A 14569-nucleotide genomic window follows, 5' to 3' on the forward strand; every position below is an offset into this window, starting at 1 on the left:
CCTGGCCTGCGCGCGCGCATCACGCGGCGCGCCCGCGCGTCAGTTGCGCTGGCCGAACATCATCTGGCGCGCGATTGCCTTCTTGAGCGGCGGGACGAATTCGAGCGCGGTGAGCGCCGCGCCGCGCAGCAGCGGAAGCGGGCCCGAATCGATCGTAAACAGCCGCGCCAGCGTGTCGGTCGCGCCGATCGTGAAGCGCCGGTCGAGCGCGCGGCGCGCGTTGAAGGTAGCGAGCGCGGTTGCTTCGAAGCCTTGCGCGGACAGCGTGTCGACGAGCGTATGCGCATCGCGCAGCCCGAGGTTGAGCCCCTGGCCCGCGACGGGGTGCAGGGTTTGCGCGGCATTGCCGACGATCGCGACGCGGCCGTTGACCAGGGTTTGCGCGGCATTCAGGCCGAGCGGGAAAGACGCGCGGCCGGCAATGGCGACGAAGTCGCCCATGCGTGCGCCGAACGCGCTGCCGAGCTCGCGCAGGAACGCGTCGTCGGGCAGTGCGGCACGCCGTGCCGCTTCGTCGGGCGTGCAGCACCAGACGAGCGAGTAGTCGGCCTGGCGCGGACCGCCGAGCGGCAGCAACGCGAGCGGGCCTTCATGCGTGAAGCGTTCCCACGCGACGTTCGGGCGCGGCGCCGATACCGTGACCGTGCCGACGAGCGCGGTCTGCCCGTAGTCGCGGCGATGCTTGGCCGTATCGGCCTGCTGTTCGTGGAACAACCCGCCTTCGGCATTGATGACGATCCGCGCGCGCAGCGTGCGTTCGCCCTGCGGGCCGTCGAGCGTCAGCGTGACGCCGTCCGTGTCGTGCTGCGGCGCGCGCGCGGTGGTCGACGTGAGCCAGTCGACGCGCGTGTTCCGCACGGCGCCCGCGAGCGCCTGCACGATCGAGCCGTAGCGCACGACATAGCCGAGCGCGGCGAGGTCGTGTTCGTCGCGGTCGATCAGCGTGCGGCCGAAATGGCCGCGCTGCGATACATGGATATGTTCGATCGGTGTCGCGTCGGCGGGCCACGCCAGCGTGTCGAGCAGCACGCGGCTGCCGTGCGACACCGCGATCGCGCGCGGGTCGTTCGCGCTCGCGGCCGGTTCGCGCGCATCGATCAGCGCGATCGATGCGTGCTGCGTCGCGCTGCGCCGTGCGAGCCAGCCGGCGAGCGCGAGCCCGACGGGGCCCGCGCCGACGATGGCGAGGTCGTAGTCCGGCGTGGCCGGGGAGGAAGCGGTCGTCATCTTGATTCGTGAAACGGTGGTAACGGTCGGCGGCCGGTCATGCGCCCGCGCGCATCAGCGCTTCGATCTCGTCGGCGTCGACCGGCACGCCGCGCGTGATCAGTTCGCAGCCGTGCTCGCGCACGATCGCGTCGTCCTCGATGCGGATGCCGATGTTCCAGTACTCGGGCGGCACGTCGTCGGCCGCACGCACGTACAGGCCGGGCTCGACCGTGAGCGTCATGCCGGGCTTCAGCGTGCGCCATGGCAGCGCGCCGTTGCCGTCGCGTTCGGCGAGCCGCTCGCGGTAGTCGCCGCAGTCGTGCACGTCCATCCCGAGCCAGTGGCCCGTGCGGTGCATGTAGAAGCGCGTGTACGCGCGCTCGGCGATCACGTCGTCGACCGACGAGAAGCGCGCCTTCGGGATGATGCCGGTGTCGAGCAGCCCCTGCGCGAGCACGCGCACGGCCGCATCGTGCGGCGCCTCGAACGGCACGCCCGCGCGCGTCGCATCGATCGCCGCCTGCTGCGCGGCGAGCACGATGTCGTACAGCGTGCGCTGCGCGGGCGAGAAGCGCCCGTTGGCCGGGAACGTGCGCGTGATGTCCGACGCATAGCCGTCGAGTTCGCACGCGGCGTCGATCAGGATCAGGTCGCCGTCCCGCGCGGCCGCGTTGCCGGCCGGGTAGTGCAGCACGCACGCATTCGCGCCGGCCGCGACGATCGAGCCGTACGCCGGCGATTGCGCGCCGTGCTTGCGGAACAGGTACAGCAGCTCGGCCTCGAGTTCGTATTCGCGGATGCCGGGGCGGCACACCTGCATCGCGCGGCGGTGCGCGAGCGCGGAGATGTGCGCGGCGCGCATCATGATCGCGAGTTCGTGTTCGTCCTTCACGAGCCGCATGTCGTCGAGCAGCGGCGTGAGATCGAGCAGTGCGTCCGGCGCGGCGACGCCCGTGCGTGCCAGCGCGCGCACCGCGTCGATCCAGCCCGCGAGCTGGCGGTCGAAATCGGCCGATGCCCCGAACCGGTAGTGCACGGTGCCCGCGTCGGCGAGCAGGCGCGGCATCTCGGTGTCGATCACGTCGACTGCGAATGCCGCGTCGAAACCGAACGCGTCGCGCGCGGCGTCGGGTCCGTAGTGAAAGCCCTCCCAGATCTCGCGGTCGACATTCTTGCCGCGGCAGAACAGGATCGACTCCGGCGCGCCGTGCGGCGCGGCCGCGTTCAGCACGAGCACGGCGTCCGGCTCGGTGAAGCCCGTCAAGTAGTGGAAGTAGCTGTCGAACCGGTACGGGTAGGCCGTATCGCGGTTGCGCAGCAGTTCCGGCGCGGTGGGAACGATGGCGACGCCGCCGCCCGCGGCACGCAGTGCGGCAAGCACGCGTTCACGGCGCTGGCGGTAGACGTCGACGGCGATGGCGGTATCGATAGGCGCATTCATCGTGCGATTGTAGCGCCGCGCGACGCCGTGCGTGAAAGAGGGGCGGCAAGCCGCGCCGGAAGGCCCGCGCGGCGGTTGTTGCAAACCATCCACAGGCCGGACGGGCGATTTTCTGTCACGCGATGCTGGCCGGTTATGATCGGCGACAACGTATACTCTCGGCGGTTCCCCAAAAAAGGCAGATGATGAAATTAATCGGTTCGCTCGGCAGCCCGTACGTCCGCAAGGCGCGGATCGTGCTTGCTGAAAAGAAGATCGACTACAAGCTGGAGCTCGAGGACGTGTGGGCGCCGGAGACGGATATTCATGCTTCGAATCCGCTCGGCAAGGTCCCGTGCCTCGTGATGGAGGATGGTGCCGCGGTGTTCGATTCCCGCGTGATCTGCGAATACGTCGATACGCTGTCGCCGGTCGGCAAACTGATTCCGCCATCGGGCCGCGAGCGCGTCGAGGTCCGTTGCTGGGAAGCGCTGGGCGACGGCGTCCTCGACGCAGCCGTCGCGATCCGTCTCGAACACACGCTGCGGGAAGAAGCGCAGCGCAGCGCGAGCTGGATCGCGCGCCAGCAGCGCAAGATCGACGACGCGCTCGTCGCGATGTCGCAGGGCCTTGGCGGCAAGACGTGGTGCGTCGGTAATCATTACACGCTCGCCGACATCGCACTCGGCTGCGCGCTCGGCTATCTCGATTTCCGGATGCCCGAGCTCAACTGGCGCGATCGCCACCCGAACCTCGACAAGCATTTCGTGAAGCTGCAGCAGCGGCAATCGTTCGCCGATACGCTGCCGCAGACCTGAGCCGCGGCGTTCGAATTCACGCATTCGGCAGACAAAAGAAAAGCGCCCCGCGGGGCGCTTTTCTTTTTGCCGAACAGGCCGCCGCCGGAGCGGGCGGCCGCGCGTCACTCGATCGACGCGTACACGGCTTCGCCGAGCGTGAACGAATCGCTGCGCGCGATGGGCCACCACTTGTCGTACAGCGAGAAGCCGCACGTCCGGCCGTCGAGCAGCGCGCCGGGCTTCAGGTACTTCAGCAGCTGCGACATCAGCCGCACCTCGTGCGGCGCAACCCGCTGCACGATGTGATGCGCGCGCAGCTCGGACGGATGCCCGAGGCCGGCTGCCTGCACGAGTTCCTGCAGCGCATGCAGCGTATTGCGGTGGAAGTTGTACACGCGCTCGGCCTTGTCGGGCACGACGAGCGCGCGCTGGCGCACCGGGTCCTGCGTCGCGACGCCGGTCGGGCAGCGGTCGGTGTGGCAATGCTGCGCCTGGATGCAGCCGACCGCGAACATGAAGCCGCGCGCCGAGTTCACCCAGTCCGCGCCGATCGCGAGCGTGCGGGCGATGTCGAACGCCGTGATGATCTTGCCGCTCGCACCGATCTTCACGCGGTCGCGCACGCCGATCCCGACGAGCGTGTTGTGCACGAGCAGCAGCCCTTCCTGCAGCGGCACGCCGACGTGGTCGGTGAATTCGAGCGGCGCCGCGCCGGTGCCGCCTTCCGCGCCGTCGACGACGATGAAGTCGGGCACGATGCCGGTCTCGATCATCGCCTTCGCAATGCCGAAGAATTCCCACGGATGGCCGATGCACAGCTTGAAGCCGGTCGGCTTGCCGCCCGACAGCGTGCGCAGCCGGTCGACGAATTCGAGCAGCCCGCGCGGCGTCGAGAACTCCGAATGCGTCGCGGGCGAGATGCAGTCCTTGCCCATCGGCACGCCGCGCGTCTCGGCGATTTCCGGCGTGATCTTCGCGGCCGGCAGCACGCCGCCGTGGCCGGGCTTCGCGCCCTGCGACAGCTTCACCTCGATCATCTTGACCTGCGGATCGGCGGCCTGCTTCGCGAACTTGTCGGGGTTGAAGGTGCCGTCGTCGTTGCGGCAGCCGAAGTAGCCGGACGCGATTTCCCAGATGATGTCGCCGCCGTTCTCGCGGTGGTACTTCGACAACGAGCCTTCGCCGGTGTCGTGTGCGAACCCGCCTTTCTTCGCACCGAGGTTCAGCGAGCGGATCGCGTTCGCGGACAGCGAGCCGAAGCTCATCGCCGAGATGTTGAAGATCGAGATGTCGTACGGTTGCGCGCGATTCGCGCCGACGCGGATACGGAAATCGTGGTTCGGCAGCTTCGTCGGCGCAAGCGAGTGGCTGATCCATTCGTGCGCGACGGCCTTCACGTTCAGCTCGGTGCCGTACGGCCGGTTGTCGGCGACGTTCTTCGCGCGCTGGTACACGAGGCTGCGCTGCGCACGTGAGAACGGCTTCTCGTCGGTGTCGTCCTCGACGAAATACTGGCGGATTTCAGGTCGGATGAATTCGAACAGGAAGCGGAAGTGGCCCCAGAGCGGGTAATTGCGCAGGATCGCGTGACGGTCCTGGTTCAGGTCGTACACGCCGAGCGCGACGAGGGCGACGGGGATGAGGATCCACAGCCAGGAAAGGACGTGGGCCGACGCGAGCGCGGCCGCAGCGACGAGCAGCAGGACAGCGCACCACATCGCGAGGTAGCGTCTTGAAAGCATGGGGACTCCGTAAGAATCTTGAAATGCCGCCATGCGTACGCTGCGCGGCGGCGCGCCGGCCGCAGCGGAATCATGTTCCGCCGGGCGCAGCGTGCCGCAAGTCTAAACCGAATATGTGTCAGCGTGCGTCGGCGAGCGCCGGCGCGTGGCCGGCCGCCGCGGCCCGACCGGGCTGGCCGGTGGCTGCGGATTCGATGATGCCGCCGCCGAGACAGATCTCGCCGTCGTACAGCACGGCCGACTGGCCGGGCGTGACAGCCCACTGCGCGTCGTCGAATGCGAGCGAGAAGCGCGCTTCGCCTGCCGCGCCCGGTGCCGCGGTGCCGATCGCGGCCCGGCCGAATGCGCATGCCGCATCGGCCTGCCGGTAGCGCGTCTTCGCGCCGCACGCGAAACCGTCGGCCGGCGGCTCGCCGGCGACCCAGCTCACGTTGCCGGCGACGAGCTCGCGCGACAGCAGCCACGGATGATCGTGGCCCTGCACGACGTACAGCGTGTTCGACGCGATGTCCTTCGCGGCGACGAACCACGGTTCGCCGCTGCCGCTCTTGCTGCCGCCGAGGCCGATGCCCTTGCGCTGGCCGAACGTGTAGAACGCGAGGCCGATGTGCTCGCCGACCACCTTGCCGTCGGGCGTCTTCATCGGGCCGGGCTTCGTCGGCAGGTAGCGGTTCAGGAAGTCGCGGAACGGCCGTTCGCCGATGAAGCAGATGCCGGTCGAATCCTTCTTCTTCGCGTTCGGCAGCCCGATCTGCGCGGCGATCTCGCGCACCTTCGTCTTCGGGATCTCGCCGAGCGGGAACATCGTCTTCGACAATTGCGCCTGGTTCAGCCGGTGCAGGAAGTACGACTGGTCTTTCGTATGATCGAAGGCCTTCAGCAGTTCGAAGCGTCCGTCGCGCTCGCGCACGCGCGCATAGTGGCCGGTCGCGATCATTTCCGCGTCGAGCGACATCGCGTGGTCGAGGAACGCCTTGAACTTGATCTCCGCGTTGCACAGCACGTCCGGGTTCGGCGTGCGGCCGGCCGAGTATTCGCGCAGGAACTCGGCGAACACGCGGTCCTTGTATTCGGCGGCGAAGTTCACGGCTTCCACGTCGATGCCGATCAGGTCGGCCACCGACACGACGTCGATCCAGTCCTGGCGCGTCGAGCAGTATTCGCCGTCGTCGTCGTCTTCCCAGTTCTTCATGAACAGGCCGACCACGTCGTAGCCCTGTTCCTTCAACAGCCACGCGGTCACCGACGAATCGACGCCGCCCGACATGCCCACTACCACACGGCGCTTGCTCATTTGTTGACCGCCTGACGTTCGAATGCTTCGGGGCGCGGCGCGACCGAATGCGTATGCACGAAATCGAGCGGAATGCGCCGCCCGGCGAGATAGTCGTCGACGCAGCGCATCACCGCGGGCGAGCGATGCCGCTCGCTGCACGCGCGCAGTTCGTCGGCCGTCATCCACAGCGTGCGGACGATGCCTTCGTCGAGCACGTGGCCCGCGACCGGTTCGCCGGCCTTGCCGCAGAACGTGAAGCGCAGGTAGGTCGCGCCGGCGGTGCCGGGACGGTCGTAATGCGCCAGGTAGACGCCGACGAGTGCGTCGGGCGTGAACGGGTGCGCGGTTTCCTCGAGCGTTTCGCGGATCACGGCGTCGGCCAGCGTTTCGCCGGCCTCGAGATGGCCGGCCGGCTGGTTGATGCGCAGGCCCGTCGAGGTTTCTTCCTCGATCACGAGAAAGCGGCCGGCGTGCTCGACGAGCGCGGCGACCGTGACATGCGGGGTCCAGATTTCGGGTTTCATGGTTCGGCATTTTACCGGTTGCGCCTGAACGCTGCCGGCCGTCACGCTGGATGTATCCGACCCCGTAAGCGTTGCGTCTCGCCGGCGCGCTGCGACGCAGGCTGGGCTGGTGCGGCATCCACGCACGATCGATCGCGCGGAGCGGGGCGCCGCAGCCGTCGCCTCGGGGTGAAAAACGGCGCCAGCGCGGGGTGGTGCGTACACGGCACGCGCCGCCGGCGTAGCCGGCAACGCCGCCGCGTCTGCGTTCATGGCTCGACGAGGCGCGCGACGCAGGCGGCGATCGTGTCGCGGACGCGCACGATCGCCGGGTCGCGCTGCGTGCTCGTGCGCCAGCCGATTTCCACCGGGTAGCGCGGCAGGTCGACCGGGCACGCGAGCGCGCGCAGCGGCGTCGATCGGGCGATCGCGTGCGCTGCATGCGCGGGAATCGTCGCGATCGCGTCGGAGCCGGCGAGCAGGTACGGCAGCGCGGCGAAATGCGTGGTCGACGCCGCGACGCGCCGCTTGTGGCCGAGCGCGGCCAGCGCCTCGTCGACGATCCCGATCACGCCGCCCGACGACACGAGCAGGTGGTCGCGCCGCAGGAAATCGGCGAGCGTCAGCGTGTGCGGCGGCCGCTCGCGGGCGGCCGGATCGATCAGGCACGCGTAGCCGCCCGTCGCGACCGCACGCCGGCTCAACCCGCTCGCCGAGAACCCGCCCGACGCGATCGCGAGATCGACGCCGTGCCGCAGCAGCGCGTCGCCGGCGATGCCGCTGTGGGTCTGCCGGAAGATCAGCCGGATGCCTGCGGCTTCCCGCGCGACCGCATCGATCAGCGCGCGGCCGAGCGCGATCTCGAAGTCGTCGGACAGCCCGACCGAGATCGTGCGGCCGACACGGTCGCCGCTATCAACCGCGATCGCGAGGCTTTCGCGGCAGCGGTCGAGCGCGTCGGACAGGATCGGCTTCAGTTCGTCCGCGCGCGGCGTCGGCGCGAGCCCGCGGCCGGTGCGCACGAACAGCGGATCGGCGTAGATCGCGCGCAGCCGCCCGAGCGCCGCGCTGACGGCCGACTGCGTGAGGTCGAGGCGCAGCGCCGCGCGGCTCGCACCGCCTTCCTCGTACAGCGCCTCGAACACCTTCAGCAGGTTCAGGTCGAGACCGGCGATATCATCCACATTCATGACACATATCTTTCTATCGATTTGATCGATGACATCTTATCGATAAAGATGGCGGCATCCCATTCACCGGAGTTGCCACCATGTCCACGTCAGTCATTGCCGCATTGCAGATCGGCGCATCGCCCGCCGGCACGCGGGCCACGCTCGACACGATCCTCGGTTACGAAACCGCGATCCGCGACAGCGGCGCGTCGCTCGTCGTGCTGCCCGAGGCCGTGCTCGGCGGCTATCCGAAAGGCGAGATCTTCGGCACGCGGCTCGGCTACCGGCTGCCCGAGGGCCGCGACGCGTATGCGCGCTACGCCGCGCAGGCGATCGACGTGCCGGGGCCCGAGACCGACGAGCTGGCCGCGCTGTCGCAGCGCACGGGCGCGAGCCTCGTGGTCGGCGTGATCGAGCGCGGCGGCAGCACGCTGTACTGCACGGCGCTGTTCTTCGATCCGCGCGACGGGCTCGTCGCGAAGCACCGCAAGCTGATGCCGACCGGCACCGAGCGGCTGATCTGGGGGCAGGGCGACGGCTCGACGCTCCCCGTCGTCGAAACGGCCGCCGGCCGCGCGGGCGCCGCGATCTGCTGGGAGAACCACATGCCGCTGCTGCGCTGCGCGATGTACGCGAAAGGCGTGCAGATCTGGTGCGCGCCGACCGTCGACGAGCGTGACCTGTGGCAGAGCTCGATGCGGCACATCGCGCATGAAGGGCGTTGTTTCGTCGTGAGCGCGTGCCAGGTGCAGCCGTCGCCGCGTGCGCTCGGCATCGACGTGCCGGGCTGGGACCCCGAGCGGCCGCTGATCCGCGGCGGCAGCGTGATCGTCGGGCCGCTCGGCGACCTGCTGACCGAGCCGCTGGTCGGCGAGGCCGGGCTCGTGACCGCGCGCATCGATACCGACGAACTGGTGCGGGCGCGCTACGACTTCGACGTCGTCGGCCACTACGCGCGGGGCGACGTGTTTTCGCTGCACGTCGACGAGCGGCCGAAGCGGTCGGTGGTGTTCGGCGGGTAATGGAGGAAGGGCGGGCGCCGCACGGCGGCGCCGGGAAACGGACGGCGGCGGCGCGCAACCTCGCGCCGGCCGCCGTACCGCGTCAGCGCATCGGCGCTTCCGCGATCCGCATGTAGTCGGCGATCCGCCGTCCTTCCATGTCCGGAAACTGCTCGTGAACGGTGATGTCGCCCATCCGCGCGATGTCGAAGGTGCGGAAATCGTCGCGCAGCTCGCACCACGCGCCGATCGTCCAGCGCCCGCCCCAGTAGACGAGCCCGAGCGGCCATACGCGCCGTTGCGAATGCGCGCCGAGCCGGTCGCGATAGCCGAAGCTGACGATGTGGCGCGTGTCGATGGCCTGGTGGATCGCGTCGACCTTCGCGCAGAACGTCTCGTCGATGTGGAACGACGGCGCGAACACGGGCAGGCGGTCGAGCGCCGTGCGCTTGTCGGCCGGCATCGCCGACGCGATCTTCGCGAGCGCCGAGCGCGCGCCGCTCGCGAAGCGCGCACCGCCCCAGGTCTCGAGCATCCGCGCGCCGGTGGCGAGCGCCGCAAGCTCCTCGGCCGTGAACGTGAGCGGCGGCAGGCTCGCGTTGCGGTTCAGCCGGTAGCCGATGCCGGCTTCGCCTTCGATCGGCACCCCTGACAGTTGCAGGTCGCGCACGTCGCGATAGACCGTGCGCGGCGACACCGACAGCCAGTCGGCCAGCTGCTGCGCGGTCGTGAGACGACGCCCGCGCAGCAGCTCGGCGATCTGGAACAGGCGGTCGGCACGACGGGTCATGACAGCACCTCGATTCCTCTGGCGACGGGGACTTCGCGATGATAGCGCCGCGCCGGCCCGCTGACCGGTGCGCTCAGTGGCATTTCGGCGCGTGCAGGCCGACGCGGTTGCCTTCGGTGTCGATCAGGTAGCCGACGTAGCCGTAGTTGTTCGGCAGCTCGACGACCGAGCCCTGCACGACGCCGCCCGCGCGCTTCACGCGTTCGAGCGCCGCGACGACCGATTCGCCGGCGTTCAGGTAGACGAGCACGCCGTTCGCGCTCGGCTTGATCTGCTGCGGATCGAACACGATGCTGCCGCCGGTGCTCGACGCATCGCGATCGAATATCGCCATCGGCACGCCGCCGATGATTTCGCGCTGAAACGTGGTTTGCAGCACGGTTTCGTAGAAGCGGATCGCGCGTTCGAAATCGAGGGACGGGATGTCGAACCACGCGATCGCGCGTTCGAGGGTTGCGGTGGCCGTTGCGGACGTCATGACGAGCTCCTTGTTGCGTTGTTATACGGGGTCGGTTTGGAAACCAGCCTGCATTGCGCCGGGATTGCAGTGTGAGCGCCGGCTGCTGACACCGTATTGTCAGTAGAGTTGTCATCAATCCGGCCGAGCCGCACGAGGGCGTCGTGAAGCCGACCTGCCCGGTTCGGAGATGGATCGCGGGATTCGCGGCGGCTGGCCGGTCGTGCTGCCGAGCCTGAAGCCGCTGTTCGAGACGGGGCACGCGCTGCCGTTCACGATGGGGCGCCGGGACGGCTCGAAGCACTGACGGCTGCGCAAAAGCACAGGGGCCGCAATAGCGGCCCCCGGGACGTCGTGGCGTGTGGACGCGTGCGGACGGCTTACGCGTCCCCTTCCGGCGCGGCCGGGCGCGCCTTCACGCTGCCGGCGATCAGGTCGAAGCGGAACAGCCGGCATTCGAGCGCACCGTTGAACAGCGGCGTCTTCGCCGATTCGCGCAGCCGCAGCTGGCCCGGCAGCGAACGGTCGGACGTCAGCAGGAACGCCTGCCAACCCGTGAAGCGCTGCTTCAGCGCATCGCCGAGCACGTTGAAGAACTCGCTGTCCGGCGCGTCGGTGTGCGTGCGGCGGAACGCGTCGTCGTTGCCGCGGTTGCGGCCGGTTTCGCGCACCTCGCCGCGTGCGCTGCGGCCGCGGACTTCGATCCGCTCGCCGTACGGCGGGTTCGCGAGGATGATGCCCGGCGTGTCGCACGGCGGCGTCATCCCGCGCGCGTCGACCTGCTTGAGCCATACCGACGGCACGCCCGCGCGCTCGAGGTTCGCGCGCGCCTTCTCGAGCATGTCGCCGGAGATGTCGCTGCCGTACACGCCGAGCGCGTCGTTGCGCTTGCCGCGCGCCGCGCGCTTCGCGTCCAGTGCCGGAACCTTCAGGCCCTGCCACGCGGTGATGTCGTACTGTTTGAGCTTCTCGAAGCCGAACCGGCGTTCGACGCCGGGCGCCACGCCGAGCGCGATTTGCGCGGCTTCCGCGAGGAACGTGCCGCTGCCGCACATCGGGTCGTACAGCGCGGTGCCGGGCGTCCAGCCGGTCAGGCGCAGGATGCCGGCCGCGAGGTTCTCGCGCAGCGGTGCCGCACCCTTGTCGAGGCGCCAGCCGCGCTTGAACAGCGGCTCGCCCGACGTATCGAGGTACAGCGTGCACTCGTTGACGGTCAGGAACGCAAAAACGCGCACGTCCGGCGCACCGGTGTCGATGCTCGGGCGCGAGCCGGTTTTCTCGCGCATCCGGTCGCAGATCGCATCTTTCACGCGCAGCGTCGTGAATTCCAGGCTTTTCAGCGGCGACTTGATCGCGGTGATGTCGATGCGCAGCGTCTGCGTCGACGCGAACCAGCGTTCCCACGGCTGCTCGAGCGCGAGCGCGTAGACGTCCTGTTCGTTGCGGTACGCGCCGTGCGCGATCTTGAGCAGGATCCGGCTCGCGATCCGCGAATGGAGGTTCGCGGCCATGCCGGCGGCCCAGCCGCCGCTGAAATGGACGCCGCCCGGCACCTGCGCGCCCGCGGTGAACGGCGCGCCGTTCAGGTGGCGGCCGGCGATTTCGGCCAGCTCGGCGGCAAGCGCCGCTTCGAGGCCGCGCGGGCAGGGGGCGAAGAATTCGAACAGGGTGGGCGAGGACATAAGGCGGTGAGGACGTGCAAAAGTCCACTATTGTACGCGGCGCGGGCGGCCGGGGCCGGCGTTTCGGCGCAGCGACGCCGGCGCCGCGGCCGATTTCGCGCGCCGGGCGACGATGCGGCGGCGTCCGGCCAGGCACCGCCGCGCCGCCGCGGGCTCAGTGCGAGCCGGACTGGCCGGCGCGCGCGGGCTGGCCGCCGGCCGGCCAGAACAGCGCGAGCGGGTTCGACAGCACCGTGCGGACGATCGCGGCGACGAGCGCGCGCACCTTGGTCGGGCGCAGGCTGCGCGAGCGCACGGCCATCGTGAAGGCGAGCGCGAAGCTCACGAGTACGTTGAGGATCGCCATGCTGAGCACGCCGGCGGCGGCCCACCACAGTTCGGGCGTACTCAGCGCCCCCTTGCCGAGCACGCCGAGCGCGACCCCGATCGAGCCGGCCGACAGCGTCACGTGACGCACCTCGAACGGGAACATGAACACGCTGACGATCGCGGGGATCAGGCCGAGCATCAGGCCGAGGCCGACGTTCGCGACCACGCCGGCGACGTTCGACCGGCAGAAGTGCGCGAGCTTCGCGGCGCCGGCCGCGCCGAGCGTGATGCGCAGGCGGCGGTTGTACGTGAGCGCGTCGCCCACGCGGTGCAGCACGAACCAGTTGTCGGCCCAGCCCGCGAGCAGGCTCGACGCCCACAGCAGCACGCCCGTCAGCGCCGCGTAGAACGGCGTCGGGCCGAGCAGCGAGAACGAGTGCAGCGTCGCATGCGCCTTCTCGGGCGAGATCAGGTTCGCGTGCAGCACGTTGCCCGCGAACAGTTGCACGAGCAGGCACACGGGCAGCACGACGAGCACGTTGCCGGAAATCGCGGCCGCCTGCGTACGGATCAGCGCGATCACCGACGACACGAACGCCTTCACGCCTTCGTCGTGGCCGGTGTCGTCGAGTTCGCGCGCGAGCGTCGGCGCGGTCATCGCGGGCTGCTTGGTCGCGAGCGTGAAGTGCAGGAAGTGCATCAGCATGAAGCTGGCCGCGTAGTTGACGCCTGCGAGCAGCCCTTCGAGCATCGATTGCAGGTGCGCGCCCGTGATCGCGAACTTCACGCAGACGGTCACGACGGTGACGAGGCCGCCGCCCGCGGCCATCCGCAGCATCTTCAGGTACTCGGCGCGGCCGCGCGAGATGTAGTGCTCGCCGGTGTCCGCATTGGTCTCGACGAGCTTGCGCGCGAACAGCGAAAAGTTGCTGCGCACGAGGTGCGTGACGCTCTGGCTGTTCTGGTTCGCATCGACGAGCTCGGCCGTCAGGTGTGCCATCCCGCGCAGGTCGTCGCGCGCCATCCACGCGTTCAGCAGCGTTTCCGCACGCAGGATGCGCATGCGCATCCGCTCGACCTGGAACACGATGTCGACCGACACGCCGTTGCGGTACAGGTGCGAGAACACGTCGTCGACGGCGATCCGGCATTCGTCGAGCAGCACGCGCAGGTAGTTCACCTCGTGCAGCAGCTTGCTCGGGTCGCCGCCGTCCTCGACGGCCGCGTGCGCGGTCTCGACCGCGAGCATCGCGCGCGTGAGGCGGTAGAACGGCTGCGATTCGAGCGGCTTGCGCGCGTCGTCGTCGGACAGCCGGCTGCGCACCGTCTGCGACAGGCCGGTCGAGCTGACCTGGCAGGTCAGGTTGTGCAGTGCGGCCAGCAGGTCGCGCGAGAACGAGCCGGGCTCGTGACGCTCTTCCTCGGTGACGTCGAACGAGATCAGTTCGGCGAGGCGTGCGAGCAGGTCGTCGGGCAGCGCGTCGATCCACTTCGCGTCTTCCGGCGTCGGGAACATCAGCGTGAACAGCGCCGATAGCTCGCGGCGGTTCGGCGCGGGCGGGATCAGCGACGAATCGATCCGCTCGAACAGCGCGCCGAAGAAGCCCGAGTGCACGGGCATGCCGGCGTCGCACAGCAGCGAGATGCCGTCGCACTCGCGCAGGATGCCGCGCAGGATGCGCGCGGCGTGCGCTTTCCAGGCGGGGTTGCGGTCGAGCACGTGGAACAGGTAGCGCAGCCGCGCATGGGCCGGATACGCGCGCGTGTCGGCGTCGCGCTCGGCCGGGGTGTCCTGCGCGGCCTGCATCGTGCCGTTGCGGCGCAGCCAGTGCGCGAGCTCGATCAGCCATTCGCTGCGCTCGGCGTACGACGCGTCGGCGTCGGCGTGCGCGAGCAGCGCATCGAGCTGGTGACCGGCATTGCGCGACGCGCGCCACTTCTTGATCAGGGTCGTCAGGGAACGAAACATAAACGGAATAGCGAAAGCCCTGGGCGGGCGGGTTCGGGATGCCGGCCGGGGAAGCGGCACGGCGCCGGGAGAACGGGTGAGACGGGGCCGGTAGCCGGACGATACGCGGCGACCCGCGATGCGGCTGCCCGCTGCGCTGCACGCCGATCGCGTGCGGGCGCCGGGAGGCACGGCGGTCGGGCCGAACGCGGCCCGGCGCCGCTGGCTGCGCGCATGACGAACGGCGCGGGCCGGAAAGT

Annotated in this window: 12 protein-coding genes; 2 read left to right on the forward strand and 10 right to left on the reverse strand. The window is 69.4% G+C overall.

Annotated elements, in window-relative coordinates; all coding sequences use genetic code 11:
- Positions 1 to 39: 39 nt before the first annotated feature.
- Entirely contained in the window at positions 40 to 1227 is a 1188-nt protein-coding gene (locus tag U5798_RS09630; RefSeq protein WP_322081904.1) for a UbiH/UbiF/VisC/COQ6 family ubiquinone biosynthesis hydroxylase, read from the reverse strand.
- Between the two features lie 37 nt (positions 1228 to 1264).
- Positions 1265 to 2650, reverse strand: a complete 1386-nt coding sequence (locus U5798_RS09635; protein WP_124449463.1) for an aminopeptidase P N-terminal domain-containing protein — start codon at positions 2648 to 2650, stop codon at positions 1265 to 1267.
- A gap of 182 nt (positions 2651 to 2832) precedes the next feature.
- Here U5798_RS09635 and U5798_RS09640 point away from each other — a divergent pair, with 182 nt between their 5' ends.
- Positions 2833 to 3447, forward strand: coding sequence for a glutathione S-transferase family protein (locus tag U5798_RS09640; RefSeq protein WP_124449462.1), 615 nt, complete (start codon positions 2833 to 2835; stop codon positions 3445 to 3447).
- A gap of 104 nt (positions 3448 to 3551) precedes the next feature.
- Here U5798_RS09640 and U5798_RS09645 read toward each other — a convergent pair whose 3' ends face one another.
- The 4 genes from U5798_RS09645 to U5798_RS09660 all read right to left on the reverse strand — a co-directional run bounded on the left by U5798_RS09645 (position 3552) and on the right by U5798_RS09660 (position 8140).
- Complete coding sequence (locus tag U5798_RS09645; protein WP_124449460.1) at positions 3552 to 5171, reverse strand: FMN-binding glutamate synthase family protein; 1620 nt, start codon at positions 5169 to 5171, stop codon at positions 3552 to 3554.
- 118 nt (positions 5172 to 5289) lie between these two features.
- Positions 5290 to 6465: a tRNA 2-thiouridine(34) synthase MnmA gene (gene mnmA / locus U5798_RS09650; protein ID WP_124449458.1), complete on the reverse strand. Its 1176-nt coding sequence runs from the start codon at positions 6463 to 6465 to the stop codon at positions 5290 to 5292.
- Positions 6462 to 6971, reverse strand: coding sequence for an NUDIX hydrolase (locus tag U5798_RS09655; RefSeq protein WP_322081905.1), 510 nt, complete (start codon positions 6969 to 6971; stop codon positions 6462 to 6464). The genes mnmA and U5798_RS09655 overlap by 4 nt, the downstream gene beginning before the upstream one ends.
- Before the next feature lie 248 nt (positions 6972 to 7219).
- Positions 7220 to 8140, reverse strand: coding sequence for a LysR family transcriptional regulator (locus tag U5798_RS09660; protein WP_322081906.1), 921 nt, complete (start codon positions 8138 to 8140; stop codon positions 7220 to 7222).
- 80 nt (positions 8141 to 8220) lie between these two features.
- Here U5798_RS09660 and U5798_RS09665 point away from each other — a divergent pair, with 80 nt between their 5' ends.
- Positions 8221 to 9144: a carbon-nitrogen hydrolase family protein gene (locus U5798_RS09665; RefSeq protein WP_322081907.1), complete on the forward strand. Its 924-nt coding sequence runs from the start codon at positions 8221 to 8223 to the stop codon at positions 9142 to 9144.
- A gap of 82 nt (positions 9145 to 9226) precedes the next feature.
- Here the strand turns inward: U5798_RS09665 and U5798_RS09670 are convergent, their stop codons facing one another.
- The 4 genes from U5798_RS09670 to U5798_RS09685 form a co-directional block, all read right to left on the reverse strand.
- Positions 9227 to 9913 carry a helix-turn-helix transcriptional regulator gene (locus tag U5798_RS09670; protein ID WP_034182756.1) on the reverse strand — a complete coding sequence of 229 codons (687 nt, stop codon included), beginning with the start codon at positions 9911 to 9913 and terminating at the stop codon, positions 9227 to 9229.
- Positions 9914 to 9986: 73 nt separating this feature from the next.
- Complete coding sequence (locus U5798_RS09675) at positions 9987 to 10391, reverse strand: VOC family protein (protein WP_322081908.1); 405 nt, start codon at positions 10389 to 10391, stop codon at positions 9987 to 9989.
- Positions 10392 to 10750: 359 nt separating this feature from the next.
- On the reverse strand, positions 10751 to 12052 hold the full coding sequence (locus U5798_RS09680; RefSeq protein WP_124449448.1) for a THUMP domain-containing class I SAM-dependent RNA methyltransferase: 1302 nt from the start codon (positions 12050 to 12052) through the stop codon (positions 10751 to 10753).
- A gap of 154 nt (positions 12053 to 12206) precedes the next feature.
- The gene (locus U5798_RS09685; RefSeq protein WP_124449446.1) at positions 12207 to 14330 is read right to left on the reverse strand and encodes a site-specific recombinase; all 2124 of its coding nucleotides are present in this window, start codon (positions 14328 to 14330) and stop codon (positions 12207 to 12209) included.
- Between the last annotated feature and the right edge of the window lie 239 nt (positions 14331 to 14569).

The sequence above is a fragment of the Burkholderia sp. BCC1972 genome (assembly GCF_905339605.1).
Classification (GTDB): Bacteria; Pseudomonadota; Gammaproteobacteria; order Burkholderiales; family Burkholderiaceae; genus Burkholderia.